Raw genomic sequence first — 25,837 nt, 5'->3', positions numbered from 1 at the left:
CCTATATCCCGGCGATGGCTGCTGCGGAAAAAATGACCGCCCGCAGGCTCTGGCGCGGACGATGGATGAAAGTGTCGGCAAGCGCCGAGAATGCCTCTTTATACCGGCGAGCACGGAAGGCCTGCGCGACGATGTAGGCATTCATGTGGGTTTCCGATTTGTGGCGAAGCCGCGCCAGTTCCCGAGGGCTGACTGCAGCGACAATAGCAGGATCTGAGAAAACCGCCCGCACAGCGGGCTCGCAATCCTTGAATGTCAAAAGACGGTTCATCATCACGCTTGTTCGATGGACGCGATAGTCAAGAATATGGCAGCCCGGCAGATAAACGAAACTGCCCGCTGCCGCCAACCTGCACCAACCGTACCAGTCCTCTGCATAGCGCAATGTCTCGTCAAAGCCGCCAAAGTCCTGAAAAATGCGGGTCCGCACCAGCATGATGCCGCCATTGACGATGAAATTCCCACCCAGAAGAGCGGGAAGAACATTGCCGATCGGTTTTTCCCGACGACGGATGAGATTGCGGTGACCGATCTTGGCCCCGTCTTCGTCTATCCGTTCGTAGTCGCCGTAGACGGCCACCACATCGTCATTGGAAATTCCCGCACAAAGCGCGTTGATAGCACCCGGTTTCAGGCGGTCATCGGCATCGAGAAACATGGTCCAGGTACCACGCGCCTGCGACAAGCCGAAATTGCGAACGGCAGAAACGCCCTGCCTGCCCTGCGGACGGGTCAGAAGCCTCACGCGGGCATCGCTGAAACTTTGCACCTTAAGGGCCGTATCGTCGGTGGAACCATCGTCAACGACAAGAATTTCACAGATGCTGGCGCCCTGCATCAGAACACTGTCGATTGCTTCCACGATGTAACGCTCGCCATTGCGAACGGGGATGACAATCGAAACGGCAACCAAGACTTTTACTCCGTGACGTGTAAAGCAGACTTCGCACAGTGAAGTTACTACCGGATTAATCGGATCGACGGTAGTTTTGGGAACGGTATAGCCAGCATTAACCTTGCGGCGTTTTAATATGCAATTGGTAAGGTCACGCTGTTATAAATTGGGAAAATCGATTGCGGAGGCTGGGGTTAATGCCGATCGGACGTCGAAACTTTCTGTACGGTGCGGCAAGCGCGAGTTTCGTGCAGGCATTGCCCGATATTGTGCATGCCGCACAAACGAAACGCGCCGCAAAAACCGCTCCTTACGGCGCGGCAGTTTACCTTCCTGACCTGCAAGCTGACAGCCGGGTCGGTGAAGCCGTCGTCAAATATTGCTCACGCATCACGCCCGTCACGGAAATGAAGTGGGAAATCATGCGGCCTTCGGAAGAAGTGTTCGACTTTTCCGCAGCCGATGCGCTTGCCAACTTCGCCCGGCAAAACAAGCTGTCCATGCACGGCCATCCCCTGATCTGGTATTCGTCCAATGCACCCTGGCTGTCATCGGTCAGCGGTGCCAAGGTCGAAAAGCTGATGGAAACGCACATCGTCAAGACGATGGAACGTTACAAGGATGTCGTTCGTAGCTGGGATGTGGTGAACGAACCCATCCCTGACGTTCCCAACAACGCAAAGTCTCGGCGCGATGCCTGGTATTACGGTGCGGGATCGGACGCCATTGCCAAGGCTTTCAAGATTGCTCACGACGTTGATCCGAAAGCGCAACTCGTACTCAACGAATATGACGTGGAATTCGCGGTCGAAAAATCGCCCGCAAAACGCGCTGCATTCCGCAACCTCATTCTGGAACTACTTGATCAGGGGGCGCCGATCAACGCGGTAGGATTACAGGGCCACCTGCGTGGCGGCTGGCCGATCGCCAAGGATGAACTTGCCGCTTTCGTCACCGAAATGCGCGGCCATGGCCTCGACGTTCTGGTGACGGAACTGGACGTCATGGACCAGACCCTGCCCTCTCCGGAAGCTGAACGTGACATGCTGATAAATTCGCAGCTTCGGGATTTTCTCGAGGCGGCCTCAGCCGGCGGCCCGCTTTCCTCCATCACCACCTGGGGCATTTCCGACCAATATACCTGGATACGCTGGGCCTACCCCCGCAAGGACGGAACCGCCAACCGCCCGCTGCCGCTGGACTGGAGCTTCAACGAAAAACCCATGATGACCATCATCAACGAATTCCGGAGCCGCGGCGCATGAATGGTGAAATACCCCTGCCGCCTGTCAGCAAGGCGCTACAGGTCAATCTGCACCCCTTCGATGCCCCACATGCAGCTTTAACACTTCCTCACCAGCTCCGGGTATGGGGCGGGCAGGTCGACCGTATTCTGCTGACTGTCGATACCGGGCAAGTCGGCGCGGGACGTTATAAGGGCAACGGCTTCGAGCCGGCCAGAAAACGTCTGTTCGACATGCTGGATGAAATGCAGGCGAACTACCCGCACCTGCACATCGATGAGGTCGACTACAGCGAAAACGCCCGCCAGGCGGTGACCGACACTTTCTTTTCCCGCTCAACGATACCCTATCCGGCAAAGGCGTTTGATGGGGGGCCGTTCCATGTCTATTTCCACGGGCTGAGGCGTGCCAATGCGCGGTATGTCTTGCACATGGACAGCGACATGATGTTCGGCGGAGGCAGCCAGAGCTGGTTCGATGAAGCAATCCAACTTCAAAAGGACAATCCTGACGCGCTCTGCATAACGCCGTTTTCCGGTCCGCCGACTGTCCGCGGCGATCTCGACATCACCCGCCATGTAGGCATGCCTGGGGTCAAGAACATTCCGATCCCGCGTAAACTTCCAGTACGCACGCCCACCTGGCGCTTCGCGACGGTCTCGACGCGCCTTTTCATGATCGACATGGAGCGTTTTGCAAAAAAGGTCACGTCGCTGGAGCTGTTGCGACCGGACGTAAAACGGCGCATCCGTTCCGTGGCTTACAACCAGCAGCCGATTTCAATGCCGGCGGAAGAGGTGCTCAGCGAAAACATGATGCGGCTCGGTGTCTACCGGCTGGATTTTCTGGGAGAGGGCAAGGGCATGTATTCTTTGCACCCGCCTTACCGTTCGCCGGAATTTTATGCCGCCCTGCCCTCGATCGTCGAACGTATCGAAAAAGGCGATATTCCCGAGGGGCAACTTGGCGACTTCGATATCAACGGATCGATGGTGGACTGGACCAGCGCGCTCGCGGCCAAGACGAAAAGCAAGCGTTACGCCAAGGCACTTCGCCATCTGATCACGGCGAACATTCAACGTTTCGGCAAGGCCTGAGCGGCCTTCCGGAAAGCACCTGGATCAAAGGTGACGAATTACGCGTAACGCGCCGCAATGTCTTCGTGATCGTTGCGGCGCAGATAACGCAGCAGACCAAGCGCCACTGCGATACCGATGCCGAGGAACACACCTCCGGCACCACCGGCGATCAGGAATGTCAATTTGCTTGGCGGCCAGCTTCTGGAGTTCGGCTCAACCGGCTGCGAAATGACCCGAACATTGGTGGAATCAATCGCCTGCTGCTCGGCAATCTGGCGTGAACGTGTCAGGTAGGTTTCGTAGATCGCCGCCGCGGAACGGGCGTCTCGGTCCAAATCCCGCAACCGCACCTGCGCTTCGTTGTCGGTAAAGACGTTGGCGCGCTCGGCCACGGCTTTCAACCGCAGAGCATCGAGAGATGAACGGGCCTCACCAACATTGAGTTTGGCTGCCTGGAGAATGCGCTGCGCTTCTTCCTGCATGCCGCGTTCGAGCATATCGCGCTCGGCACCAGCCGTCGCAAGCCTTGGATGGCGTGCACCATAGGTCAGGGTCATCGCGCCGATCTGCTGTTGCAGGGTACTGTACTGAGCACGAATCGTGTTCATCGTCTGGGAATCGAAGATCGCAGCGCTCTGGGTACGGTTCTGGGCAATCGCCGCATCCATCTGCTTGAGACGCGATTCCTCCTGGATCACCCGTTGCTGCGCGGCCAGAACCTGCGCGTTGAGCTCGCCAGACGTCTGATCGCTGACAAGCTGACCATTGTTTTCCTGCAAGCCATTTTCCCGCCGGAAGTCGGCCACACGCTTTTCGGCTACCGTCACGTTCTCACGCATTTCCTCCAGCCGAGCCTTCAGATCGCCGACAACCCGTTGGCTGCTATCGGAGTTCATCTGGAACAGTTCGCTTTCGAACGCCTTGACGATAGCCTTGGACACCAGGACCGATTTTTCCGCGTCGTTTGTCCAGACCGAAAGTGTCACGACAAAGGAGCGCGGATCGCGTTCTGCCGCCACCCTGTCACCCAACGAACGCAAGGCGCCGATCTTGTTGTCGCCGTCTTCGGGACGCGAAGAAAACATGGCTTTCAGTCGTGCAATCGGCGGCGGATTGATGAATTCGCTATCCTGATCGAGTTTCAGCTCATCGACCACCCGCGCCAGAACATTGCGCGAAGTGATGGTGCGCAGCTTGCTTTCAACTTCGAGAATTTGCGTATCGCGCTGCTGATTGGGCGAAAATACGCCATCGTTGACGACGTTCAGGTTGGACGGATTAACGACGATATCCGTGTAACTCGTGTAACGCGGTGGCGTCATATAGGCGTAGGACAGAGCGGCAGCGACACAGAGAATGATCGCCAGAACGATCCACAAAATTCCGTCGCGCAACCACGACAAGATGTCATCCACACCGATCCGATCGATGTATTTCAGACCGGGCAAGGCGTTCGACAAGCCGGCGCTGGGTGATGATTTCGTCGCCGGTTTTGCTGCACGCACCTGCTCAGCGGCGGGCGTTGCCTTTGGCTCAAGGTGCTCTTTCAGCACCGTGCGCTCGAAGACCTCATCATCATCGACGAGATCATCCAGCAGCGAACCCTGCGATTGTGCGGGAGGTGCTTTTTCATCGAGCGGACGTGTCTGCTTATGTCCCGCCTTTTGAAGCCTGTACATCAGCCAATCCAACTCGAACAAACCATAAAGAAGGTCTCAAAACGTGTTATATGCTCGCCAAAACCCCATTGGTCGGCAAGTCTAAGGTGAACGGGTGAATTTTAGGTTACCCTTTTATCCGCACATCTTTCCGTATTTGTGGCTGCCATGAAAGTGATGATTGACTTCCATGGATCGATACCGTTCTTTTCGTCGTTATATATTTATATTATCCATTTGAACCTCAATGATTTTACCGCAATGGAGTTTGGCATGAGCCTGAAATTTGGAACGAGCGGCCTTCGCGGTCTCTCTGTCGACCTGAAGGGAAAAGCCTCTGCCGTTTATGCAACGGCATTTGCGCGACACCTTCTGAAATCAGGCCAGGCAAAGGCGGGCGACCCCATCCTCGTCGGTCGCGATTTTCGCGATTCCAGCCCCGATGTTTCGGCCACCTGTATCGGCGCCTTGAAAAAAGCGGGTCTCGTGCCGCTTGATTGCGGTACCGTGCCAACACCGGCGCTGGCGCTTTATGGCCTGTCGTTGAAAGCTGCGGCCCTGATGATTACCGGCTCGCACATTCCGGCCGATCGCAACGGGATCAAATTCTACCGCCCTGACGGAGAAATCGACAAGCAGGACGAAACCGCGATTGCCGCGCTGGCGAAAGACGTCGAGGCAGAAGGCATCACTGATGAAGCAGCAGCCGCAGAAGACCGGTCTTCCGTCGTCGCGGAACTCTTCTACGAGCGTAATATTTCGCTGCTGCCGGCAGGCGCCCTTTCCGGCCTGAAAATTGGCGTCTATCAGCATAGCACCGTCGCTCGCGATCTGTTTGTCGATGTTCTCGCCCATTATGGTGCCAATGTCGTGCCACTCGGCCGCTCCGAAACATTCATTCCGGTCGATACCGAAGCCGTTTCACCAGAGACCCTCGACCTTCTGAAAAAGTGGTCCGCTGAACATAAGCTCGACGCGATTGTCTCTGCCGATGGTGATGGCGATCGCCCGCTTCTCGCCGATGAAAAGGGTATTCCGCTGCGCGGCGACCTGATCGGTCTGATCACGGCCAATTTCCTTGAAGCTGGCGTTGTGGTCACACCCGTGACGTCCAATTCCGGCATTGAAGCAAGCGGGCATTTCGCAGTTACCCGCACAAAGGTCGGATCTCCCTTTGTTATCGCCGGCATGGGAGACGCACTTGCAGCCGGAAAGAACGGTGTGATGGGATTTGAGGCCAATGGCGGCCTGCTGACTGCTTCAACCTTCACCGTCAACGGCAAGCCATTGGCGCCTTTGCCGACCCGTGACAGCTTCCTGCCAGTCCTTGCCGTTCTGCTGCTTTCTGCCGAGCAGAAAAAACCATTGTCCGAGATCGCCAGTGCCTACAACTTGCCGGTTGCTGCGGCGGACCGTCTTGAAAACTTCGCGCAGGAGAAAAGTGCCGCACTGATGTCCTATCTGCGCGCGTCGAAGGACAATCTGGCAAAATTCCTCGAGCCGGTTGGTGCCGTGAAAGCCACCAGCGATATCGATGGCTTGCGTGTTGCGCTGACGAATGGCAGCACGATCCACTTCCGCCCCTCGGGCAATGCGCCTGAAATGCGCTGCTACGTCGAGGCAGCCAATCAGGATGAAGCCGAAACGCTGCTTCACAAGGGCCTCGATCTCATCCGCAACTTCGGTTGATTTGCGAGTTGAGAAAAACGCGAGGGGCCGAATGACGCACCTCGCGTTTTGATGTTGCTCTTGCTGCTACCGGGCGCGATAAGAACCGGTAAGAGCGGGAGGCCAACTTGAGCGGCGAAACCATTACCCTTTACGAAGCCATTGGCGGCGATGCCACAGTGCGCGCCCTTTCAAAACGTTTCTACGCGTTGATGGATACTTTGCCGGAGGCTGCCCGGTGCCGGGCCATCCATCCAGCCGATCTCTCGGGTAGCGAGAGCAAATTTTATGACTATCTGACCGGTTATCTTGGCGGACCACCGGTCTATGTCGAAAAATACGGACATCCGATGTTGCGGCGTCGCCATTTCGCTGCACCGATCGGTCCGGCGGAACGCGACGAATGGCTGCTCTGCTTCCGTCGCGCCATGGACGAAACAATCGAGAATCCGAAACTCCGGGACATCATCTGGGCACCGGTCGAGCGGCTGGCACTCCACATGCAGAATCAGGAAGAAAGCGCATCATGAAGAGCGAGAGACTGCGTTCATTTGTCCTGTTTTTGGGAAGCGTTCTCGGCGCTTGCGGCGTCATGCTGGCAGCGGCAGCAACCCACACCGGCGAGACCTACATGCTGGGGAAAGCCTCAGCCATGGCGCTTGCTCACGCGCCGGTCCTCGTCGCGCTTTCCGTTGGCTGGGAGCGCATCAGAACGGCGATGCCCGCAGGCTTGGTGCTTGGCATCGGCACAGCGCTTTTCGTCGGCGACCTCGTATCGCGGCACTTTTCCGGTAACAGCCTGTTTCCATTCGCGGCACCGGCCGGCGGCATTGGCATGGTCGCAGGCTGGTTCGTTCTGGCAGCCGGCGCGTTCATGAAGCCGAAAAACTGATCCTATCAGCCGTTTTTACCGGCGAAACTTCAAGATGTTGCGACCATCAGCAGCGTCTCGACCGAGGTCGAATGTCGAGGCCTCTCCCGGCTGGCGTGTCCTGAGATAAGGGAAGTTCACCACATTGCTGGCGTGTCTGGCAGCACGGTTGCGCCGCTCACGCTCTCCGACGATTTCGAACATTTCGGTCAAAACCGGATCGGCGGCCTGTTCGGCCATTTTATGAAGCTCGACGCGGCAGGCTTCACCTGTCGCGTCGGCGTCTCTATCCGTAACGTTATTGCGCTCTTCGCTCATCGCTTGCGGTCCGTTCATTCATCGTCTGAAGTGCACGCTCCAGACTGGATTTGCTGCCGTTGCGCAGCGGAATGAACGTCTTGCCGAATTTCTTGCAACCGGACTTCACCCGCAGACACGCATCGTGGCTGATACAGTCGATCGGGCAGAAAACGCAGTCGACGGAAGGAAGAACGGTATCGATGCGGGAAACCGCTTCGCGCAACCCACCATCGTGATGAATGAGTTCCGCACCGAAATTGCTGGCGATCTGGCGAAGATGCGCGACCTGACAGTCACGGCCGCCAACATAAAGAAAGCTTTTCGGGCCGGAGGGCTGGGTATCGACAACATCTCTTTCGGACTGCTGCGATGCCTTGCCCTGCTTGCCGCCGCGATCGGCCTTCTTCTTTTCCTTGCGTGCCATGCACTCACCTACCGGTTGTCTGTTGCACTCTGATCGTCAGAGCCTTTTGATCGGAATGCCGGCACCATAATAAAGATGAGTTTTAGAGTAAAGTATAAAGGTGATAATTTTTATCATGTTTTAGCCCATAACTTTTCCGCGTGGAAAATCAGAGCTAATCGCCGATTTTCAACCCACCCATGAAAAGTTGCTCGAGATGACGGGCAGCATCCTCAAAACGACCTTCGCCGGATTTCTCGTCGCCGAGGACAGCACGCACCTGAACATCGAAGTCCGCGTAATGCTGGGTTGTGGACCAGATGGAAAAAATCAGGTGGTAGGGGTCGCATTTGGCAATCCGGCCCGCCTTGATCCAGACGCGGATCACCTCTGCCTTTTCATCCACCAGTTGTTTGAGCGGCCCCCTCAACTCATCTTCTATATGCGGTGCGCCCTGCAGAATCTCGTTGGCAAACAGACGGCTCTCCCGCGGATAGTCCCGCGACATCTCAAGCTTTCGGCGGATATAAGACCGTATTTCGCTTTCTGGATTGCCCGTCGCATCGAAAGCGCGCAACGGGTCAAGCCAGGTGTCCAGCACACGCTCGATCAGAGCCCGATGCATGGCCTCTTTGGTACGAAAATAATAAAGCACGTTGGGCTTCGACATGCCCGCCGCCTCGGCGATCTGGTCAATGGTGGAACCGCGGAAACCGTTGACCGAAAAAACGCTGAGCGCCGCCTCGAGAATGGTTTCCTGTTTCTCTTCCTGGATACGCGTGCGCTTCTGTGTTTTTGCTGCTCGCGGTTTTGCCATCGGCGCTCTCTGTTTCTTTTTAATGCATCTGCTAAAAGGGCTAGATTAAAAAATAATCACAGCGCACAGTTTAGGCAAAATCATTGCGATTCGTCACAAAAATCCCTTGCTGACATTTTCGCGAATTTGCAATGTTTACCAGTCGGTCAATTTATCCGCCATCATTATCGCAAGGCAATGACCTTGTTCTTACAGGCGGAAAATGGGAACGGCACGAGCTTTGCATCCGCAATAACAACAAACTGCGAGGACAACACTTCATGGCAGCGGGTAAGAATTTGGCGGTTGATACCAATCGCCTGTGGGACAGCTTGATGGAGATGGCGAAAGTCGGACCCGGCATTGCTGGCGGCAACAACCGCCGGACGCTGACCGATGAGGATGCCGAAGGTCGCAGCCTGTTCCAACGCTGGTGCGAAGAGGCCGGGATGAGCGTCGGCGTCGACAGGATGGGCACGATGTTCGCAACCCGCCCAGGCAGCGACCCGGACGCCCTGCCCGTCTACATGGGCAGCCATCTCGATACCCAGCCGACCGGCGGGAAATTTGACGGCGTGCTTGGTGTGCTTGCCGGACTGGAGGTCGTCCGCAGCCTCAACGATCTCAACATCACCACCAAACATCCGATTGTCGTGACAAACTGGGCCAACGAAGAAGGCGCACGGTTTGCCCCTGCAATGCTGGCATCAGGCGTGTTCGCCGGTATTCATACGCTCGATTACGCCTATGCGCGTACCGATAGCGACGGCAAGACCTATGGAGAAGAACTCAAGCGCATCGGCTGGCTCGGCGATGAAGAGGTCGGCGCGCGCAAGATGCACGCCTATTTCGAGTATCACATCGAACAGGGACCGATTCTTGAGGCCGAAGAAAAACAGATTGGTGTCGTTACCCATTGCCAGGGACTGTGGTGGCTGGAAATCACGCTGACCGGCAAAGAAGCGCATACAGGCTCCACACCGATGGCAATGCGCGTCAATGCCGGACTGGCAGCCGCCCGCATTCTTGAAAAAGTGCAGGACGTCGCCATGGCCCACCAGCCGGGCGCCGTCGCCGGCGTCGGCCGAATGAACTTCACACCGAATTCCCCCAACGTCCTGCCCGGTAAAGTGGTCTTCACCATTGATCTGCGCACCCCCGATCAGTCGAAACTCGACAGCATGCGCGCCATTTTCGAACAGGAAGCGCCGAAGATTGCCGCCGAACTCGGGGTTGGTTGCTCGATTGAGGCCATTGGCCATTTCGACCCAATTGCCTTCGATCCGGTGCTGGTGGACCGTGTTCGCACCGCAGCCGACAAATTGGGCTACAGCCACATGGATATCATTTCCGGCGCAGGCCACGATGCCTGCTGGACGGCGAAGCTGGCGCCAACGACCATGATCTTCTGCCCCTGTGTCGACGGCCTCTCCCACAATGAAGCGGAGGAAATCTCCCCTGAATGGGCAGCAGCCGGATGTGATGTCCTTCTGCATGCCGTGCTTGAGACGGCGGAGATCGTGGCGTGACTGTGACAATTGCAACTGAGCATCCGAACCAGCCCGACGTAGTGGCGTTGATTGGGCTTTCGGACGAATACATGGCGTCGCTTTATCCGCCGGAAGGCAACTTCGCCGTTGACGTGGATGCCCTGTCCAAGCCGGATATTTCTTTCCTGGTCGGAAGACTGGATGGCAAGGCCGTCGCCTGTGGCGCGATCAAATGGTTTGACGATGGCAGTGCCGAACTGAAGCGCATCTTCGTGCATGACGACGCACGCGGTCACGGCATCGGCCGCAAGATCATGGCGGCTCTGCAGGCACTGGCAACGGAACGTGGCGTCAACCGGCTTTATCTCGAGACCGGTCCGCTGAATGTCGAGGCAGTCGGTCTCTACGAAGCTCTCGGTTATCGGCAATGCGGGCCTTTTGCAGACTACGAGGAAAACCCTCACAGCCTTTTCATGGTCAAGGACATTCAGCAGCAGGGAGCGAAGGCATGAGCTGCTTTCCAGACGGAGAAGCCATTTCAGTGCCTCGCGGCTCCGCACCAAACCACGATCAGACATGATGTTCAGTCCTTGAGATCATAAATCTCGGGTGATTGACTGCGGCAATAAATAAGGGGAACGACCAATGGCCACAGTGATCAAGAACGGCACCATCGTCACGGCCGACCTGACATACAGGGCGGACGTCAAAATTGACAGCGGCAAGATCATCGAGATCGGCCCCGACCTCCTGGGTGACGAGGTGCTGGACGCGACCGGCTGCTATGTCATGCCAGGCGGGATAGACCCGCACGTGCATTTGGAAATGCCGTTCATGGGCACCTATTCCGCTGATGATTTCGAAAGCGGCACGCGTGCGGCGCTGTCCGGCGGAACCACCATGGTGGTGGACTTCTGCCTGCCGGACCCCGGCCAGTCGCTTCTCGATGCCTTGCAGCGCTGGGACAACAAGGCAACGCGCGCCACTTGCGATTACTCGTTCCACATGGCCGTGACATGGTGGGGCAAACAGGTCTTCGATGAGATGAAGACCGTCGTCGAAGAAAAGGGCATCAACTCCTTCAAGCATTTCATGGCCTACAAGGGCGCGCTGATGGTGAACGACGACGAGATGTTTGCCTCGTTCTCGCGCTGCGCGGAACTGGGCGCTATCCCGTTCGTGCACGCCGAAAACGGCGATATCGTCGCCCAGATGCAGGAAAAACTGATCACGGAAGGTAACAACGGCCCAGAGGCACACGCCTATTCGCGTCCTGCCTCTGTGGAGGGCGAGGCAACCAACCGCGCCATCATCATTGCCGATATGGCCGGAGCACCGCTATACGTTGTGCATACCTCATGCGAACAGGCGCATGAGGCGATCCGCCGTGCCCGGCAGAACGGCATGCGGGTTTTCGGCGAACCGCTGATCCAGCATCTCGTCCTCGACGAACGCGAATACGCCAGTGCCGACTGGGATCACGCTGCCCGTCGCGTCATGTCGCCACCCTTCCGCAACAAACAGCATCAGGACAGCCTTTGGGCGGGCCTCGCCGCCGGCTCCCTTCAATGTGTGGCGACAGACCATTGCGCCTTTACCACGCAACAGAAGCGCTTCGGCATCGGCGATTTCCGCAAGATCCCGAACGGCACCGGCGGCCTTGAGGATCGCATGCCATTGTTGTGGACGCATGGTGTTGCGACAGGACGGTTGACGATGAACGAGTTCGTCGCCGTCACCTCGACGAACATCGCCAAGATCCTCAACATCTACCCGAAGAAAGGGGCGATCCTCGTCGGTAGCGATGCCGATATCGTCGTCTGGGACCCTCTGCGCGAAAAGACGATCACTGCCGCCGGTCAGCAATCGGCAATCGACTACAACGTCTTCGAGGGACAGAAGGTCAAGGGCCTGCCGCGCTTCACCCTGTCGCGTGGACTGGTCACCGTCGAAGAGACAACCATCAAGACACAGGAAGGACATGGCAAGTTCGTTGCTCGCGATCCCTACCCCGCCGTCAACAGGGCGCTGTCGACCTGGAAGGAACTCGTCGCGCCGCGCAAGGTGGAGCGCACCGGCATCCCCGCGAGCGGAGTGTGACGGTGAGCACTGTATCAAAACCTGAAATCGTAATCGCGGCAGCCATCCTGTTGAACGACAGGCGGGAGATGCTGGTCGTTCGCAAGCGCGGTACCACGCAGTTCATGCAGCCGGGCGGCAAGATAGATGCCGGTGAAACAGCCGAAGAAGCTCTGCATCGGGAACTGGAAGAGGAGATCGGCCTTGTGCTTCCTGCCAATACGGCAAGCTATAAAGGTGTTTTTCGCGAAGAAGCGGCCAACGAAACGGGTGCAGATGTCGTCGCCCATACCTTCATTGCCCGCCTTACGACCGGCGTCCTGCCACGGGCCGAAATAGAGGAAGTTCGCTGGCTTGCCATCGACGGCGTGTCCGGACTGCCGCTTGCCAAGCTTACCGAAACACAAATGCTACCGCTGGCGCGTGCGGCCCTGGCGGAAAGTGTGAACGAACCCCGATGAATACGTCCTCTTCATACTCCGTCGTCTCGGCAAAAAATCTGGGCCTCACCTTTGAGACGAATGATGGCCCCGTGCACGCGCTGTCCAACGTCAATCTCGAAGTTGGCAAGGGTGACTTCGTCTCCTTCATCGGCCCTTCCGGATGCGGAAAGACCACCTTCCTTCGGGTCATCGCCGATCTCGAAAAACACACATCCGGAGAGATCGCCGTCAACGGCACGACGCCGGAGAATGCCCGTAAGGATCGCTCTTACGGCTACGTGTTTCAGGCCGCAGCACTTTATCCGTGGCGCACCATAGAGAAGAATATCGCGCTACCGCTCGAGATCATGGGCTACACCAGGGCCGAACAGCAGGAGCGTATCGAGCGTACGCTTGACCTCGTCAACCTCGCCGGTTTCGGCAAGAAATATCCCTGGCAACTGTCTGGCGGCATGCAGCAACGCGCATCGATCGCCCGTGCCCTTGCCTTCGATGCCGATCTCCTGCTGATGGATGAGCCGTTTGGCGCATTGGACGAGATTGTGCGCGACCATCTGAACGAGCAGCTCCTGAAACTGTGGGATGCAACCGGCAAGACGATCTGCTTCGTCACGCACTCCATTCCCGAGGCCGTTTATCTGTCCACCAAGATCGTTGTCATGTCGCCACGGCCAGGTCGGGTAACAGACGTGATCGAATCCACCCTTCCGCGAGAGCGCCCACTGGAGATCCGCGAAACACCGGAGTTTCTGGAAATTGCCCACCGCGTTCGCGAAGGGCTGAAGGCGGGGCACAGCTATGAGGGCTGATCTCACGCACAGACAGTCCACACCGCTCTTGAAAAGAAGGGCGCAGCAATGACCCTTTTTCGCGACCGTGTTCTGCCTGTCGTCACCGTCGTTCTCGCCATTCTCGTCATCTGGCATCTGGCGGTCGTCTACCTCAACATGCCATTCGCCCGTGATCAGGCTGCACGCGCCGGTCAGCAAGCAGGCTTCTGGCAGCTTCTGCCGCAGACTTTTGCGCAGGAGCGACCTGTTCTGCCCGCGCCCCACCAGATCGTCGCCGAGCTTTGGGACACCACCGTCAATAAGGCGATCACCTCCAAGCGCAGCCTCGTCTATCATTCTGGCGTAACGCTGTCGGCTACCCTGCTGGGTTTCGCCATCGGCACGGTTCTCGGTATTCTCTTGGCAGTCGCGATTGTCCACAATCGCGCCATGGACCGTTCCGTCATGCCGTGGATCATCGCCAGCCAGACGATCCCGATCCTTGCGGTCGCGCCGATGATTATCGTTGTGCTGAACTCCATCGGCATTTCGGGTCTTTTGCCCAAGGCGCTCATTTCAACCTATCTCAGCTTCTTCCCGATCGTTGTCGGCATGGTGAAGGGTCTGCGCAGTCCCGAAACCATCCAGCGCGATCTGATGCACACCTATAATGCGTCACCGAGCCAGATTTTCTGGAAGCTACGCTGGCCGTCTGCCCTGCCCTACCTCTTCACCTCACTGAAAATCGCGGTCGCTATCTCGCTGGTTGGCGCAATTGTCGGTGAATTGCCGACCGGTGCTGTCGCCGGCCTTGGTGCCCGCCTGCTCTCCGGCTCCTATTACGGCCAGACCGTGCAGATCTGGGCGGCTTTGTTCATGGCTGCGGCCGTGGCTGCCATACTCGTATCGATTATCGGCCTTGCCCACACGGCGGTGCTGAAAAGAATGGGAGAGAGGCCATGAGCAATCCCGGCTGGTTTGTCTTCGCCATCGCCTTTTGGGTTATCGCGTGGTGTCTCAATGAGTGGCTGGTGCGTCGAAATTTCACCATGCCCGCCGCCAGACGCACGGTCGGAATTGCGGTACCGCTGCTGTTCGGCCTTGCGCTGATCGTTTTGTGGGAGGGCATCGTTCGCGGCTTTTCCGTTCCGCCGATCTTGCTACCTGCGCCAAGTGCCATTTTTCTGCGGTTGATATCGTCATTGCCGACCCTGTGGGCGGATTTCCGCCAGACCTTTATCAAATCCGTGCTGACAGGATACGTGCTCGGTTGCGGGTTGGGCTTCGCCGTTGCCATTCTCATTGACCGTTCGCCATTCCTGCAACGCGGCCTACTGCCCATCGGCAACTTCGTCTCAGCGCTACCAGTGGTCGGCATCGCGCCGATCATGGTCATGTGGTTCGGTTTCGACTGGCAATCGAAAGTGGCAGTTGTCGTCATCATGACCTTCTTTCCCATGCTGGTGAACACCGTACAGGGGCTTGCTGCATCCAGTCACATGGAGCGAGACCTTATGCGCACTTACGCGGCAGGCTGGTGGCAAACACTGGTGAAGCTGCGCCTGCCCGCGGCATGGCCCTTCATCTTCAACGCACTCAAAATCAACTCCACGCTGGCATTGATCGGTGCCATCGTTGCAGAATTCTTCGGCACGCCGATCGTCGGCATGGGCTTCCGCATTTCTGCGGAAATGGGCCGCAGCAATGTCGATATGGTCTGGGCCGAAATCGCCGTCGCGGCGTTGGCCGGCTCCGGCTTTTACGGTCTTGTGGCGCTCGCAGAGCGGGCCGTCACCTTCTGGCATCCGTCCGTCCGTGGGGGACGAACGTAAACAACGAAAAAAGGGAACAGCGATGAAAACAAGACTAGCATCTCTTCTTCTTGCCGGTGCGGCGATGATGACGGCCTTCAACGTTCAGGCCGCTGAAAAACTGACATTGCAACTGAAATGGGTCACCCAGGCACAGTTCGCGGGTTATTACGTCGCCAAGGACAAGGGTTTCTATGAGGCCGAAGGTCTCGATGTCGACATCAAGCCGGGCGGCCCGGATATCGCACCGGCACAGGTTCTGGCCGGCGGTGGAGCAGACGTTATCGTCGACTGGATGCCATCGGCGCTTGCGACCCGCGAAAAAGGCGTGCCGCTCGTCAACATCGCCCAGCCGTTCAAGAAGTCCGGCATGATGCTGACCTGCCTCAAGGAAACCGGCATCACAAAGCCTGACGACTTCAAGGGCAAGACACTCGGCGTCTGGTTCTTCGGCAACGAATATCCGTTCCTGTCGTGGATGTCGCATCTGAAGATCCCCACCACCGGTGGCGCGGATGGCGTGACCGTACTGAAGCAGGGCTTCAACGTTGATCCGTTGCTGCAGAAGCAGGCCGCCTGCATTTCCACCATGACCTACAACGAATATCTGCAGGTTCTGGAAGCTGGCATCAAGGCTAGCGATCTCGTCACCTTCAAATACGAAGATGAGGGCGTCGCCACGCTCGAAGATGGCCTCTACGTGCTGGAAGACAAGCTGAAGGACGCAAAGTTCAAGGAAAACCTCGTTAAGTTCGTTCGCGCTTCGATGAAGGGCTGGAAATGGGCGGAGGAAAATCCGGATGATGCCGCAGATATCGTTCTGGAAAACGATGCCTCCGGTGCACAGACGGAAGCCCACCAGAAGGGCATGATGACGGAAGTGGCCAAGCTGATTGCAGGTTCGACAGGCGCTCTCGACAAGGCGGATTATGACCGTACCGTCAAGACGCTGCTCGGCGGCGGCTCCGATCCGGTCATCACCAAAGAGCCTGTCGGCGCCTTCACCACCGAAATCAGCGAAGCTGCGCTGAAATAAATCCCTGCTGTTTGAAAGCATTGTAGATGCGCGGTATGTTTATATCGCGCATTTTTTCTATACCCCGGGTTCGCCAGCCATAAGTTTCAATATGTTGCGTTATACAAAAATGTATATCAAGCATGCCTGTTGCCCGGATTGATTTGCACCCGGCAAAGAACTAGAGTCCCCGCCACAAGACTGCACTTTTTGATCTTGTATAAAAAGCACCAAAGCTGAGGTGCTTGAAGATTCGCGTTGAGGGGCGTTCGAATCGGGAGGATTGAAAAGCAAGTATTGTACCCCTTGTTTCAGATTCATTGTCGCATGTCCTTGTTGTGGAAGCCTTCGGCTGTAGGAAATGCGAGCAGATTGGCGGACTAAGACACATGCGATACAAATCAAAGCTTGGCCGGGTTGCTGTCCTTCTCCTTTCCGTGGCGATCTTGCCGCTTCCGGTGCTGGCCGAAGGCGAAAGTCAGCCTTCCGCAGCACGCCAGAACCTGCCCTCCATCGTCGTTGTCCACGCGGCCGAGCGACCGCTCGTGGATCGCGTCATTGCAACCGGCACCATCAAGCCGGTGGACGAGATTTATGTGCAGCCTCTGGTCGATGGCCTCTCCATCGATAAGCTGAACGCCGATATCGGCGACCAGGTGGAAGCCAATGCGGTTCTTGCCGAACTCTCTACAGACAGCCTGATCCTGCAGAAGAGCCAGTACCAGGCCAATAAGGCCAAGGCTCAAGCCTCGCTTACCCAGTCCAAGGCGCAGGTCCTCGAGGCCGAAGCCAATCTGAACGATGCCATTCGTCAGCGTGATCGTGCCGCAAGACTCGGCCAGACCGGTTCCGGCTCAGTTTCCCAGGTCGAACAGACGCAAGCCGCAGCGGAGGTCGCAAAGGCACGCCTGGATGCCGCCAAACAGGCCGTCTCGGCGGGTGAAGCGGACATCAAGGTTGTCGATGCCCAGATCGAGGATGTTGATCTGCGGTTGACACGCACGGGCGTAAAAACTCCCGTTGCCGGCATTGTCTCGGCCAAAAACGCCAAGGTCGGCGCCGTCGCCAGCGGTGCCGGCACCCCGCTCTTCACCATCATCAAGGATGGGGCCATCGAACTGGTCGCGGATCTCTCCGAAACCGATATCCAGAAGATCAAGGTCGGTCAGAAAGCCTATTTGACGGTTGCCGGCGGAAGCGCGAAAATAGAAGGCAAGGTACGCCTCGTCTCGCCGACGGTGGATGCAACCACGCGCCTCGGCTCCGTGCATGTCGTATTGCCGGTTGATAGCCCAGCGCGTGCCGGCATGTACGCCAGCGCCGAAATCATCGTCGAAGAGACAACGGCACTCTCCCTGCCTCTTTCTGCCGTGACGGCGGGACGCCAGGGCTCGACGACGCGCAAGATCGAAGGTGATGTCGTCAAGCAGGTCAAGATCGAAACCGGCATCGAAGACGGCGGTTTCATTCAGATTGTCAGCGGCATCGCGGCTGGAGACATGGTTGTCGAAAAAGCTGGAGCATTCGTCCGTGATGGCGACCGGATCAAACCGGTAGAAGCCCAGACCACTGCGTCCAACTGACTGAGGGAATGATATGAATTTCTCTGCATGGTCAATCCGCAACCCGATTGCGCCGCTTCTGGGCTTTGCGCTGTTGATGTTCCTCGGCATGCAGGCGTTTTACGCCCTGCCGATTACCCGTTTCCCCAATATCGACGTTCCTGTCGTTTCCGTCACCGTGACCCAGAGCGGCGCATCGCCGTCGGAACTGGAAATGCAGGTGACGAAGGAGATCGAGGACGCCGTTGCCGCGATCAGCGGCATCGATGAAATCCAGTCGACCGTGGTGGACGGGCAGTCGACCACGACCGTGATGTTCCGCATTGAAAAGCCGACTGAAGAGGCTGTTCAGGACACCAAGGACGCCATCGACAAGATCCGCAGCGACTTGCCGGCTGATATCGAAGAGCCGATCGTCACCAAGATCGACGTCGAGGGACAGGCAATCCAGACCTTTGCGGTTTCCTCGCCCAACATGACGCTGGAAGAGCTGTCCTGGTTCGTGGATGACACGATCAAGCGCTCGCTTCAGGGCAAGTCTGGCGTCGGCAAGGTTGACCGCTACGGCGGCGCAGACCGCGAAGTGCGTGTCTCTCTCAACCCAGCCAAGCTGGACGCCTATGGCATCACCGCCACCGAGGTGAACACGCAGCTTCGTGGCACCAATATTGACCTCGGTTCTGGTCGCGGCCAGATCGGCGGCAACGAGCAGACGATCCGCACGCTGGGCGACACGCGCAACGTGGCAGATCTCTCCAATACGACCATTGCGCTTTCAGGAGATCGTTTCGTCAAGCTCTCCGAACTCGGCACCGTGACCGATACCTATGAAGAGCCGAAATCCTTCTCGCGCTTCAACGGCAACCCGGCCGTTACCTTTGCGGTGTTCCGCGCCAAGGGTGCCAGCGAAGTATCCGTTGCCGAAACGGTGGCCGAAAGTCTCGACCAGGTCCGCAAGGACAATCCGGATGTATCGATCCAGATGGTCGATGATGCGGTCTATTTCACCTACGGCAACTACGAAGCAGCACTCCACACGCTGATTGAAGGCGCGATCCTCGCCGTCATCGTGGTCTTCCTGTTCCTGAAGAACTGGCGCGCCACCCTGATCTCGGCTGTCGCCTTGCCGTTGTCAGCGATCCCGACGTTCTGGATCATGGACATGTTGGGCTTTTCGCTCAACCTCGTCAGCTTCCTGGCTTTGACACTCGCCACGGGTATTCTCGTCGACGATGCCATCGTGGAAATCGAAAACATTGCCCGCCACATCAAGATGGGCAAAACGCCTTACCGGGCAGCCCTCGAGGCAGCGGATGAAATCGGCCTTGCGGTGATTGCGACCAGCTTCACCATCATCGCCGTCTTCGTGCCCGTGTCCTTCATGCCCGGCATACCTGGCCAATACTTCATTCAGTTCGGCCTGACGGTTGCCTTCTCCGTGTTCTTCTCGCTGATGGTCGCACGCCTGATAACGCCATTGATGGCCGCTTATCTGATGCGTGCCGAAGACGCGATGGACGACCACCACGACAATGATGGCAGGCTGATGAAGGCCTACACGCGCATGGTCACAGCCACCACCCACTATTGGTGGTCACGCTATCTGACCTTGCTGGGTGCCATCGCTTTCCTCGTCGGCTCCGTCTTCCTTCTCAGCGGCGTTCCCGGCAGCTTCCTGCCGCCGGATGATGCTTCGCGTGTGACGTTGTCCATCGAGTTACCACCGAATGCGACACTGGATGAGACCGACCGCACGACGACAGCCATCTATCACGCCATCCGCGACATCAATGGTGTGGAGAGTGTCTTCGTTCTTGGTGGTGCGTCGCCCAAGGGTGATCTCGAACTACGCCGGGCAACCGTCAACGTCATTCTCCAGCACCTCGATCATTCACTCGTCAAAATGTTGGTGAACAAGGGGCTGGGCTCAATCCCGCTGATTGGCCAATATCTTCCCAAGGTCGAAGAAACCGGACGCACACGCCCGCAATGGGATGTCGAACGCGATATCTTCGCAAAGGTCAACGCTATCCCGGATGTCCGGATCATCAAGCTGAACGACCGTGCGGAACGTGAACTGAGCTTCAACTTCCTGTCCAAGAACGAACAGGATCTGAACGACGCCGTTGGCGTGCTGGAATCGCGCCTGAGAGGATCGCCCATCCTCGCCAATGTCAGCTCGGAAGGCGCTCTGCCACGTCCTGAACTGCAGATCCGCCCACGCAAGGATGAAATTGCTCGCCTCGGCATTACGCCGCAGCAGATTTCTCAGACCGTACGCGTGGCAACCATCGGCGATATCGATGCGCAGCTTACCAAGATCTCTCTCGACGACCGGCAGATCCCGATCCGCGTGCAGGCATCGCTTGATACCCGCCGTGATCTGGCAACCATCCGGGCGCTGAAGATCAAGACGGCATCGGGTTCTCTGGTCCCGCTCTACAGCGTCGCCGATATCGACTATTCGGAAGGTCCAAGCTCGATCAAGCGCAACGACCGTAATCGCGTTGTCTCCATCGGTTCCGACGTTCCCTTCGGTACCGCTCTTGATACTTCGACCGCCGAATTCAAACGCATCGTTGAAGAAACAAGGCTGCCGCCGACCGTCCGTCTCGCGGAAAGTGGCGATGCCAAGGTGCAGGGAGAAATGCAGCAAGGCTTCGTCAATGCCATGCTGCTCGGTCTGATGCTGGTGCTGGTGGTACTCATCCTTCTCTTCAAGGATGTGATCCAGCCCTTCACGATCCTGTTCTCGTTGCCGCTTGCCATCGGTGGCGTAGCCGTAGCCCTCATCATCACGCAGAACGCACTGTCGATGCCTGTTCTGATCGGCATTCTGATGTTGATGGGTATCGTCACGAAAAACGCCATCCTGCTGGTGGATTTCGCCATCGAGATGCGCCGACACGGTATGGAGCGGGTTCAGGCCATGGTCGAAGCGGGCCGCAAGCGCGCCCGCCCCATCATCATGACCTCGATTGCCATGTCGGCCGGCATGTTGCCATCAGCGCTTGGCGTCGGCGAAGGCGGCTCGTTCCGTGCACCTATGGCCATTGCGGTGATTGGTGGCATCATCGTCTCGACCGTGCTTTCGCTGATCGTCGTGCCCGCGTTCTTCCTTATCATGGACGACCTCTCGCGCTTGCTCGCTCATCTCTTCGGCCGCTTCGTCGGCAAGAAGGAGCACGAGGACCCTGCACTGTCCAACGAGGAACTGTCGGGCATCGCCCGTGAAAACAGTCTGGCACTTTCTTCCCTGGAGGCGCGCGTCGCCAGCATGGAGAAGGGTGGAGCAGAAAAACCCGGTGACAAGGGCGGAAAGATATTACGTCTGCCGCCATTGGCTGCCGAATAAATCAAAGACGACGCCGGGCCAAAAACCCGGCGTTTTCATTTATGCGGTCCGGCAAAAAAATCGAACGAATGTGACAGGCACGTCCGCCATTTGATCGAAATCAATTCCCTTTCCTCCATAGCTGCTAGTTTCATCCGCATCGGAAATTGCCGGTTGAGGGACGATGCGATGAACCTTTTTCAAACAAGCGTTGTGGAGCGGGAACAAACAGGCTTCCGCGTTGCTTCGAACAACCCGGCAAACGGGTTGGGCGGGGGCCGCAGGAATATGAACAAGACAGTCAAGCTCAGCAACAAGGACCGTAACATCCTGCTGCGCGCGCCGTTGCTCGGTATTGCCGATGACGCTGCGGCCTTGCGGTTGATAGACGCCGCATCTGTAGCAAGCGCCACCGCACGCCATATCATTTTCAAGGAAGGCGAGAGCGCACAGCATTTTTACTGCGTGCTGACGGGATATGTGCGCCTTTATCGACTGGATCGGCATGGTCGAGAAGCCGACATTCGCATTTGCGGCCCGGGAGACACATTCAACGAATGCCTGATCTTCGGTAGCGACAGCTACCGCTTCAACGCGCAAGCGGCCGAAACCACCACACTTGCCCGTTTTGATCTCGAGAGGATCAGGTTTCTCGTCGATCAGGAACCGGCAATCGCCAAGGCCATCATGCGGTGCTTGTCCAATAACGCGCTTGGCAGCATGGAATGTATCGCCAACGATCGCTTGCAGACCGCGCCGCAGCGCGTCGCCCATTATCTCGTGACCCACGGCCCCCGTGATGCCGCATCCTTTTCGCTACGCCTGCCCTTCCAGAAGAGCCTGCTCGCCGGCAAGCTTGGCCTTGCTCCGGAAGCGTTATCGCGCGCCTTCTCGTCGCTCAAGAAGGCAGGTGTGACCGTCAGAGGCCGCATCGTGCAGGTCAACGACGTCGCAGCGCTGAAACAAATCTAGAATTCTTCGGGGGAGGACGAAGGGCGGGATACCGAAAGGTGTCCCGCCTTGCTTTTGTCGCTACCCGTCAGTACGCAATGAAACGATACGCGTCGTTCTCACGGGTGACGTGGAAAAACCCGCCCAGATGACCACCGGACACCAGCCAACCGTTCTCGGCAGCATCGTTCAGCGCTGTGAGGCGTGTGTCATAGGCAAGCTGCGGATCGATATCGTAAATGAAACCAACGGCCGGATCGGCAGCCTGAAGATCCGTGCTGTGCAAAACATCGCCCCACAGCAACAGCTTGCTTGCCCCTTCGCCAATCAGGTAACCCGTTTGACCTGGCGTGTGTCCAGGCAAGGAAATTGCCTCGATCCCATCGGCAATGCGCCCCGTCGGTATCGGTCTCACCATTTGCCCGCAGATATCGAGAATTCGGGCCGCGATATCGAAGGCGCCTTGCCGTGCGGGTGGCAACTTCTGGCGCTCACTTTCATTCGTGAAAAAAGCGAGATCCGCTTCTGGAATCCATATTTCCGCATTCGGAAAATAGGGAGCGCTCCCATTGAACAGGCCAAGCGCATGATCGCCGTGGATATGCGTCAGCAGGATGCGTTTGATGTCCTTCGGTTCAATGCCCGCCGCAATCATCGCAGCACGTGCGTGTCCGTAACTGTCACCCCACGCGGTTCCACAACCGGCATCGACCAGCGACAAACCGTCTGAACCGGACAGAACGAAACAATTGACGTCGACATCCACAGTTTGGCGATCGAAGGCGGAAAGCGCCGTCTTCAGAGCCGCCTCTCCTTCACGATGAATGAGATGGTCAATCGGCGCCTTGTAGACGCCGTCGACGAACCGCAGGACCTCGTAGGGTCCGAAATGAAGCGCAGGCATTTTCTTACAGACCGCCCTGTTGCTTGAGGAAACCGACGATGCGGTCGATGCCGTCGCCCCGCTTCATGTCGGTGAAAACGAACGGCATTTCCTTGCGCATCCGTGTCGCATCGCTTTCCATCACGCCGAGGTCCGCGCCGACATAGGGGGCGAGATCCTTTTTGTTGATCACCAAAAGATCCGATCGGGTAATACCAGGCCCGCCCTTGCGAGGAATTTCTTCCCCTTGGCAAACTGAAATCACGTAGATGGTGATATCGGCAAGATCGGGCGAAAACGTCGCGGCCAGATTATCGCCGCCGGATTCAATGAAGATCACATCGAGATCGGGAAAGCGTTCATTCAGGCCGGCAATCGCCTGAAGATTGATTGTCGCATCCTCACGGATCGCCGTATGCGGGCAACCGCCGGTCTCGACGCCGACAATGCGCTCCGAAGGCAGTGCCTGCATGCGCACCAGAGCTTCGGCATCTTCCTTGGTATAGATGTCATTGGTGACGACTGCGACAGAGTAATCGGCGCTCATCGCCTTGCAGAGCTTTTCAGTCAGCGCCGTCTTGCCGGAACCGACCGGCCCGCCGATGCCGATGCGAAGCGGACCATTTCCCGATTTCATGATGTTGTTCCCTTCGAAATGCTTCGTTTTGTTCTACCTTAACGCGTCGCGCCGCCGCTTCAAGGGCGCCATGCTGCGCCGCACCAAACCACTGGTCAGTTTATGAGCGGAACAGCCGCGTCGTCTGTGTCTCGTGACGCATCGTCGCCGTGTCCGCGATAATCGTCGCGCTGCCGAGGTCATCAAGCGTTGCGAGAGCCGCCCTCTCCGCGGTTTCCGCCACCCGCTTCTCACTCGACGCCAGGATGGAAACACCATCGGTCTGTCCCGCAATACCGAGCCGGATGCCGGCCGAGACGACTTGCGACACACCTGAATGCAGGTAGGCAGCGATGGCGTCCACAAGCGGCACACCATGTGCGCCCGCCACAGCGCCAACGGTGATGGGATAAGGCGCCTGTTTCGGCAGGTGCTCGAAGACCGGATGCGGCCATGCGCGGGCAGCGGCGGCAAAAGCATTGCCGAGCAGCAGCGTCTCTCGATACCGCTCCGCGGAGCCTGCCAACGCCAGGGCAAGATCCGCCGTGTCCTGCAAGACTGCGCCATCGCCGTAATGGCGCCAGCCATTGCTCAAGAACACGGCATCATTCCAGAGGGCGCCATGCGTCAGCAGAGTTTCCACCCAGTCACCGAGACTTGAAGCATCCCGCACCCTGCGATCCTCGACAGCTTTTTCCAAACCACCCGAGTAGGAAAAGGCCCCGACGGGAAACGCTGGCGACAGCCACGCCAGCAGACGCAACAAAGCGCCGACGTCTCGATCGTCGCGCATGCCTCAGCCGTGGTCGTGGTGATGATGACCATGATCATGGTCGTGATGGTGCCCGTGCGAATGGCCGCCATGGGCGTGGTAAGCGCCGCGAACCGGCTGGAATGGCTCTTCCACATCACGCACCGTGGCGCCGAGCCCCTCCAGCATCGCCCTGATGACATGATCACGCAGGATGAGAATACGCTCGTCCTCGATCTGCGCGGCCAGATGACGGTTGCCGAGATGCCAGGCCAGTTCGATGAGATGAAGGCGATCCCTGGCCTTGATTTCAAAAAGCTTTTCATCGGCGGCACGAACCTCGACCAGATCGCCGTTTTCCACCACCAGCAGATCGCCGTGGGCAAACAGCACCGCTTCCTTCAAATCCAGCATCACCATTTCATCGTTCTGCAGATGCAGAAGCTTGCGGCGAAGATGCCGCTGATCATGGGCAAGCGTCACGTAACCGGACGGCTCGTCGGCAGGGGTTCCGGCAGGAAGATAAGAGGTGACGCGCAGCATGATGGATCCATTCAGAAACAGTCTTGGGGCTCGATTTTTGGCGGATTGCGAGGCCGATTTCAAGGCACCATTATCGCCAAAAAGACAAAGGCCCGGCATTGCTGCCAGGCCCCGTCGAAAAGCTGGAAAACCGCAATCAGGCTGCAGCGCGCGCCTTGAGGCTTTCCAGAATGTTCTGCGGCGAGGAAACGCCGTAAGGATCAGATTCGCAATTGTCCGAATAGCCTTCTTCCTCAAACCACTGCTCAACGACACCGTCGTTAATGACAGCAGCGTAGCGCCAAGAGCGCATGCCGAAACCGAGGTTGTCCTTGGCGACCAGCATGCCCATCTTGCGGGTGAACTCACCCGAACCATCAGGAATGACCTTGACGTTTTCGAGGTTCTGACCCTTGGCCCATGCATTCATCACGAACGCATCGTTGACCGACAGGCAGTAGATTTCGTCAACGCCGAGCGCACGGAAATCGCCTGCCAGCTTTTCGAAATCGGGAAGCTGGAAGGTCGAGCAAGTCGGCGTGAACGCACCCGGCAGCGAGAAGAGAACAACCTTCTTGCCCTTGAAGTAATCGTCCGAGGTCATGTCCTGCCAACGGAACGGGTTCGGGCCGCCAACGGCCTCGTCGCGAATGCGCGTGCGGAAGGTAACGGCGGGCACTTTCTTGCCGAGCATGT

Annotated in this window: 25 protein-coding genes and 1 pseudogene; 16 read left to right on the top strand and 10 right to left on the bottom strand. The window is 57.6% G+C overall.

Going from position 1 to position 25,837, the window contains the following annotated elements; translation table 11 throughout:
- Window position 1: 1 nt before the first annotated feature.
- The gene (gene uppH / locus ACIQT8_RS10235; protein ID WP_400964965.1) at window positions 2-913 is read right to left on the bottom strand and encodes a polysaccharide biosynthesis endo-1,4-beta-xylanase UppH; all 912 of its coding nucleotides are present in this window, start codon (window positions 911-913) and stop codon (window positions 2-4) included.
- A 179-nt stretch (window positions 914-1,092) separates the two neighbouring features.
- On the opposite strand from uppH, the gene uppI reads away from it, so the two are divergent.
- Window positions 1,093-2,160, top strand: coding sequence for a polysaccharide biosynthesis UDP-hexose transferase UppI (gene uppI, locus ACIQT8_RS10230; RefSeq protein WP_400964964.1), 1,068 nt, complete (start codon window positions 1,093-1,095; stop codon window positions 2,158-2,160).
- Window positions 2,157-3,236: a polysaccharide biosynthesis glycosyltransferase UppG gene (gene uppG, locus ACIQT8_RS10225; RefSeq protein WP_400964963.1), complete on the top strand. Its 1,080-nt coding sequence runs from the start codon at window positions 2,157-2,159 to the stop codon at window positions 3,234-3,236. The genes uppI and uppG overlap by 4 nt, the downstream gene beginning before the upstream one ends.
- Before the next feature lie 38 nt (window positions 3,237-3,274).
- Here uppG and uppM read toward each other — a convergent pair whose 3' ends face one another.
- Window positions 3,275-4,897 carry a polysaccharide biosynthesis protein UppM gene (gene uppM, locus ACIQT8_RS10220; RefSeq protein WP_400964962.1) on the bottom strand — a complete coding sequence of 541 codons (1,623 nt, stop codon included), beginning with the start codon at window positions 4,895-4,897 and terminating at the stop codon, window positions 3,275-3,277.
- 252 nt (window positions 4,898-5,149) lie between these two features.
- On the opposite strand from uppM, the gene uppO reads away from it, so the two are divergent.
- The 3 genes from uppO to ACIQT8_RS10205 all read left to right on the top strand — a co-directional run bounded on the left by uppO (window position 5,150) and on the right by ACIQT8_RS10205 (window position 7,436).
- Window positions 5,150-6,565: a polysaccharide biosynthesis phosphomannomutase UppO gene (gene uppO / locus ACIQT8_RS10215; RefSeq protein WP_400964961.1), complete on the top strand. Its 1,416-nt coding sequence runs from the start codon at window positions 5,150-5,152 to the stop codon at window positions 6,563-6,565.
- 107 nt (window positions 6,566-6,672) lie between these two features.
- A complete protein-coding gene (locus tag ACIQT8_RS10210; RefSeq protein ID WP_138791219.1) occupies window positions 6,673-7,074 on the top strand; it encodes a group II truncated hemoglobin in 402 nt (133 codons plus the stop codon).
- Entirely contained in the window at window positions 7,071-7,436 is a 366-nt protein-coding gene (locus ACIQT8_RS10205; protein ID WP_400964960.1) for a DUF423 domain-containing protein, read from the top strand. The genes ACIQT8_RS10210 and ACIQT8_RS10205 overlap by 4 nt, the downstream gene beginning before the upstream one ends.
- 15 nt (window positions 7,437-7,451) lie before the next feature.
- Here the strand turns inward: ACIQT8_RS10205 and ACIQT8_RS10200 are convergent, their stop codons facing one another.
- From ACIQT8_RS10200 to ACIQT8_RS10190, 3 genes and pseudogenes are all read right to left on the bottom strand, one after another.
- Entirely contained in the window at window positions 7,452-7,733 is a 282-nt protein-coding gene (locus ACIQT8_RS10200) for a hypothetical protein (protein ID WP_400964959.1), read from the bottom strand.
- Window positions 7,714-8,037: pseudogene (locus tag ACIQT8_RS10195) on the bottom strand (DUF2325 domain-containing protein); the annotation flags it as partial. The pseudogene ACIQT8_RS10195 and the gene ACIQT8_RS10200, both read right to left, overlap by 20 nt.
- A gap of 256 nt (window positions 8,038-8,293) precedes the next feature.
- A complete protein-coding gene (locus ACIQT8_RS10190; RefSeq protein ID WP_400964958.1) occupies window positions 8,294-8,935 on the bottom strand; it encodes a TetR family transcriptional regulator C-terminal domain-containing protein in 642 nt (213 codons plus the stop codon).
- Between the two features lie 260 nt (window positions 8,936-9,195).
- Between ACIQT8_RS10190 and ACIQT8_RS10185 the strand changes: the two genes are divergently transcribed.
- The 11 genes from ACIQT8_RS10185 (at window position 9,196) to ACIQT8_RS10135 (ending at window position 22,390) form a co-directional block, all read left to right on the top strand.
- Window positions 9,196-10,443, top strand: coding sequence for a Zn-dependent hydrolase (locus tag ACIQT8_RS10185; protein WP_400964957.1), 1,248 nt, complete (start codon window positions 9,196-9,198; stop codon window positions 10,441-10,443).
- The gene (locus tag ACIQT8_RS10180; protein ID WP_400964956.1) at window positions 10,440-10,916 is read left to right on the top strand and encodes a GNAT family N-acetyltransferase; all 477 of its coding nucleotides are present in this window, start codon (window positions 10,440-10,442) and stop codon (window positions 10,914-10,916) included. Before ACIQT8_RS10185 ends, ACIQT8_RS10180 begins: the two co-directional genes overlap by 4 nt.
- 133 nt (window positions 10,917-11,049) lie before the next feature.
- On the top strand, window positions 11,050-12,504 hold the full coding sequence (gene hydA / locus ACIQT8_RS10175) for a dihydropyrimidinase (RefSeq protein WP_400964955.1): 1,455 nt from the start codon (window positions 11,050-11,052) through the stop codon (window positions 12,502-12,504).
- Window positions 12,501-12,944 (top strand): NUDIX domain-containing protein, encoded by a 444-nt coding sequence (locus tag ACIQT8_RS10170; RefSeq protein ID WP_400964954.1) that lies wholly within the window; start codon window positions 12,501-12,503, stop codon window positions 12,942-12,944. Before hydA ends, ACIQT8_RS10170 begins: the two co-directional genes overlap by 4 nt.
- Entirely contained in the window at window positions 12,941-13,735 is a 795-nt protein-coding gene (locus tag ACIQT8_RS10165) for an ABC transporter ATP-binding protein (RefSeq protein WP_138791227.1), read from the top strand. Before ACIQT8_RS10170 ends, ACIQT8_RS10165 begins: the two co-directional genes overlap by 4 nt.
- A gap of 48 nt (window positions 13,736-13,783) precedes the next feature.
- Window positions 13,784-14,659 carry an ABC transporter permease gene (locus ACIQT8_RS10160; protein WP_400964953.1) on the top strand — a complete coding sequence of 292 codons (876 nt, stop codon included), beginning with the start codon at window positions 13,784-13,786 and terminating at the stop codon, window positions 14,657-14,659.
- Window positions 14,656-15,528: an ABC transporter permease gene (locus tag ACIQT8_RS10155; RefSeq protein ID WP_138791229.1), complete on the top strand. Its 873-nt coding sequence runs from the start codon at window positions 14,656-14,658 to the stop codon at window positions 15,526-15,528. Before ACIQT8_RS10160 ends, ACIQT8_RS10155 begins: the two co-directional genes overlap by 4 nt.
- A 22-nt stretch (window positions 15,529-15,550) precedes the next feature.
- Window positions 15,551-16,543 (top strand): ABC transporter substrate-binding protein, encoded by a 993-nt coding sequence (locus ACIQT8_RS10150; protein ID WP_262523204.1) that lies wholly within the window; start codon window positions 15,551-15,553, stop codon window positions 16,541-16,543.
- A 368-nt stretch (window positions 16,544-16,911) separates the two neighbouring features.
- Window positions 16,912-18,105, top strand: a complete 1,194-nt coding sequence (locus tag ACIQT8_RS10145) for an efflux RND transporter periplasmic adaptor subunit (protein WP_400964952.1) — start codon at window positions 16,912-16,914, stop codon at window positions 18,103-18,105.
- A 13-nt stretch (window positions 18,106-18,118) separates the two neighbouring features.
- Window positions 18,119-21,439 (top strand): efflux RND transporter permease subunit, encoded by a 3,321-nt coding sequence (locus ACIQT8_RS10140; protein WP_262523206.1) that lies wholly within the window; start codon window positions 18,119-18,121, stop codon window positions 21,437-21,439.
- Between the two features lie 267 nt (window positions 21,440-21,706).
- Complete coding sequence (locus ACIQT8_RS10135; RefSeq protein WP_138791233.1) at window positions 21,707-22,390, top strand: Crp/Fnr family transcriptional regulator; 684 nt, start codon at window positions 21,707-21,709, stop codon at window positions 22,388-22,390.
- Window positions 22,391-22,457: 67 nt separating this feature from the next.
- On the opposite strand, the gene ACIQT8_RS10130 is transcribed toward ACIQT8_RS10135, so the two are convergent.
- The 5 genes from ACIQT8_RS10130 to ACIQT8_RS10110 form a co-directional block, all read right to left on the bottom strand.
- A complete protein-coding gene (locus tag ACIQT8_RS10130) occupies window positions 22,458-23,273 on the bottom strand; it encodes an MBL fold metallo-hydrolase (protein ID WP_400964951.1) in 816 nt (271 codons plus the stop codon).
- A gap of 4 nt (window positions 23,274-23,277) precedes the next feature.
- Complete coding sequence (gene ureG / locus ACIQT8_RS10125) at window positions 23,278-23,889, bottom strand: urease accessory protein UreG (protein ID WP_262523208.1); 612 nt, start codon at window positions 23,887-23,889, stop codon at window positions 23,278-23,280.
- Between the two features lie 100 nt (window positions 23,890-23,989).
- Window positions 23,990-24,661 carry an urease accessory protein UreF gene (locus ACIQT8_RS10120; RefSeq protein WP_400964950.1) on the bottom strand — a complete coding sequence of 224 codons (672 nt, stop codon included), beginning with the start codon at window positions 24,659-24,661 and terminating at the stop codon, window positions 23,990-23,992.
- 3 nt (window positions 24,662-24,664) lie between these two features.
- The gene (gene ureE, locus ACIQT8_RS10115; protein ID WP_138791237.1) at window positions 24,665-25,162 is read right to left on the bottom strand and encodes an urease accessory protein UreE; all 498 of its coding nucleotides are present in this window, start codon (window positions 25,160-25,162) and stop codon (window positions 24,665-24,667) included.
- Window positions 25,163-25,298: 136 nt separating this feature from the next.
- Window positions 25,299-25,835 carry a peroxiredoxin gene (locus ACIQT8_RS10110; RefSeq protein ID WP_400964949.1) on the bottom strand — a complete coding sequence of 179 codons (537 nt, stop codon included), beginning with the start codon at window positions 25,833-25,835 and terminating at the stop codon, window positions 25,299-25,301.
- Window positions 25,836-25,837 lie beyond the last annotated feature (2 nt).

Source organism: Agrobacterium sp. NPDC090273, from assembly GCF_044772305.1.
Lineage (GTDB): Bacteria > Pseudomonadota > Alphaproteobacteria > Rhizobiales > Rhizobiaceae > Agrobacterium.
The sequence above is the reverse complement of the archived record's forward strand: the minus strand, read 5'-3'. Positions and strand labels throughout refer to the sequence as shown.

What these genes read in the sequence shown, in the direction of transcription:
- ACIQT8_RS10140 (WP_262523206.1), top strand. Translation starts at nt 18,119, where the DNA reads ATGAATTTCTCTGCATGGTCAATCCGCAACCCGATTGCGCCGCTTCTG.
- ACIQT8_RS10155 (WP_138791229.1), top strand. Translation starts at nt 14,656, where the DNA reads ATGAGCAATCCCGGCTGGTTTGTCTTCGCCATCGCCTTTTGGGTTATC.
- ACIQT8_RS10205 (WP_400964960.1), top strand. Translation starts at nt 7,071, where the DNA reads ATGAAGAGCGAGAGACTGCGTTCATTTGTCCTGTTTTTGGGAAGCGTT.
- ACIQT8_RS10185 (WP_400964957.1), top strand. Translation starts at nt 9,196, where the DNA reads ATGGCAGCGGGTAAGAATTTGGCGGTTGATACCAATCGCCTGTGGGAC.
- ACIQT8_RS10200 (WP_400964959.1), bottom strand. Translation starts at nt 7,733, where the DNA reads ATGAGCGAAGAGCGCAATAACGTTACGGATAGAGACGCCGACGCGACA.
- ureE (WP_138791237.1), bottom strand. Translation starts at nt 25,162, where the DNA reads ATGCTGCGCGTCACCTCTTATCTTCCTGCCGGAACCCCTGCCGACGAG.
- ureG (WP_262523208.1), bottom strand. Translation starts at nt 23,889, where the DNA reads ATGAAATCGGGAAATGGTCCGCTTCGCATCGGCATCGGCGGGCCGGTC.
- hydA (WP_400964955.1), top strand. Translation starts at nt 11,050, where the DNA reads ATGGCCACAGTGATCAAGAACGGCACCATCGTCACGGCCGACCTGACA.
- ACIQT8_RS10120 (WP_400964950.1), bottom strand. Translation starts at nt 24,661, where the DNA reads ATGCGCGACGATCGAGACGTCGGCGCTTTGTTGCGTCTGCTGGCGTGG.
- uppO (WP_400964961.1), top strand. Translation starts at nt 5,150, where the DNA reads ATGAGCCTGAAATTTGGAACGAGCGGCCTTCGCGGTCTCTCTGTCGAC.
- ACIQT8_RS10190 (WP_400964958.1), bottom strand. Translation starts at nt 8,935, where the DNA reads ATGGCAAAACCGCGAGCAGCAAAAACACAGAAGCGCACGCGTATCCAG.
- uppM (WP_400964962.1), bottom strand. Translation starts at nt 4,897, where the DNA reads ATGTACAGGCTTCAAAAGGCGGGACATAAGCAGACACGTCCGCTCGAT.
- ACIQT8_RS10130 (WP_400964951.1), bottom strand. Translation starts at nt 23,273, where the DNA reads ATGCCTGCGCTTCATTTCGGACCCTACGAGGTCCTGCGGTTCGTCGAC.
- ACIQT8_RS10165 (WP_138791227.1), top strand. Translation starts at nt 12,941, where the DNA reads ATGAATACGTCCTCTTCATACTCCGTCGTCTCGGCAAAAAATCTGGGC.
- uppI (WP_400964964.1), top strand. Translation starts at nt 1,093, where the DNA reads ATGCCGATCGGACGTCGAAACTTTCTGTACGGTGCGGCAAGCGCGAGT.
- ACIQT8_RS10145 (WP_400964952.1), top strand. Translation starts at nt 16,912, where the DNA reads ATGCGATACAAATCAAAGCTTGGCCGGGTTGCTGTCCTTCTCCTTTCC.
- ACIQT8_RS10110 (WP_400964949.1), bottom strand. Translation starts at nt 25,835, where the DNA reads ATGCTCGGCAAGAAAGTGCCCGCCGTTACCTTCCGCACGCGCATTCGC.
- uppG (WP_400964963.1), top strand. Translation starts at nt 2,157, where the DNA reads ATGAATGGTGAAATACCCCTGCCGCCTGTCAGCAAGGCGCTACAGGTC.
- ACIQT8_RS10135 (WP_138791233.1), top strand. Translation starts at nt 21,707, where the DNA reads ATGAACAAGACAGTCAAGCTCAGCAACAAGGACCGTAACATCCTGCTG.
- ACIQT8_RS10150 (WP_262523204.1), top strand. Translation starts at nt 15,551, where the DNA reads ATGAAAACAAGACTAGCATCTCTTCTTCTTGCCGGTGCGGCGATGATG.
- ACIQT8_RS10160 (WP_400964953.1), top strand. Translation starts at nt 13,784, where the DNA reads ATGACCCTTTTTCGCGACCGTGTTCTGCCTGTCGTCACCGTCGTTCTC.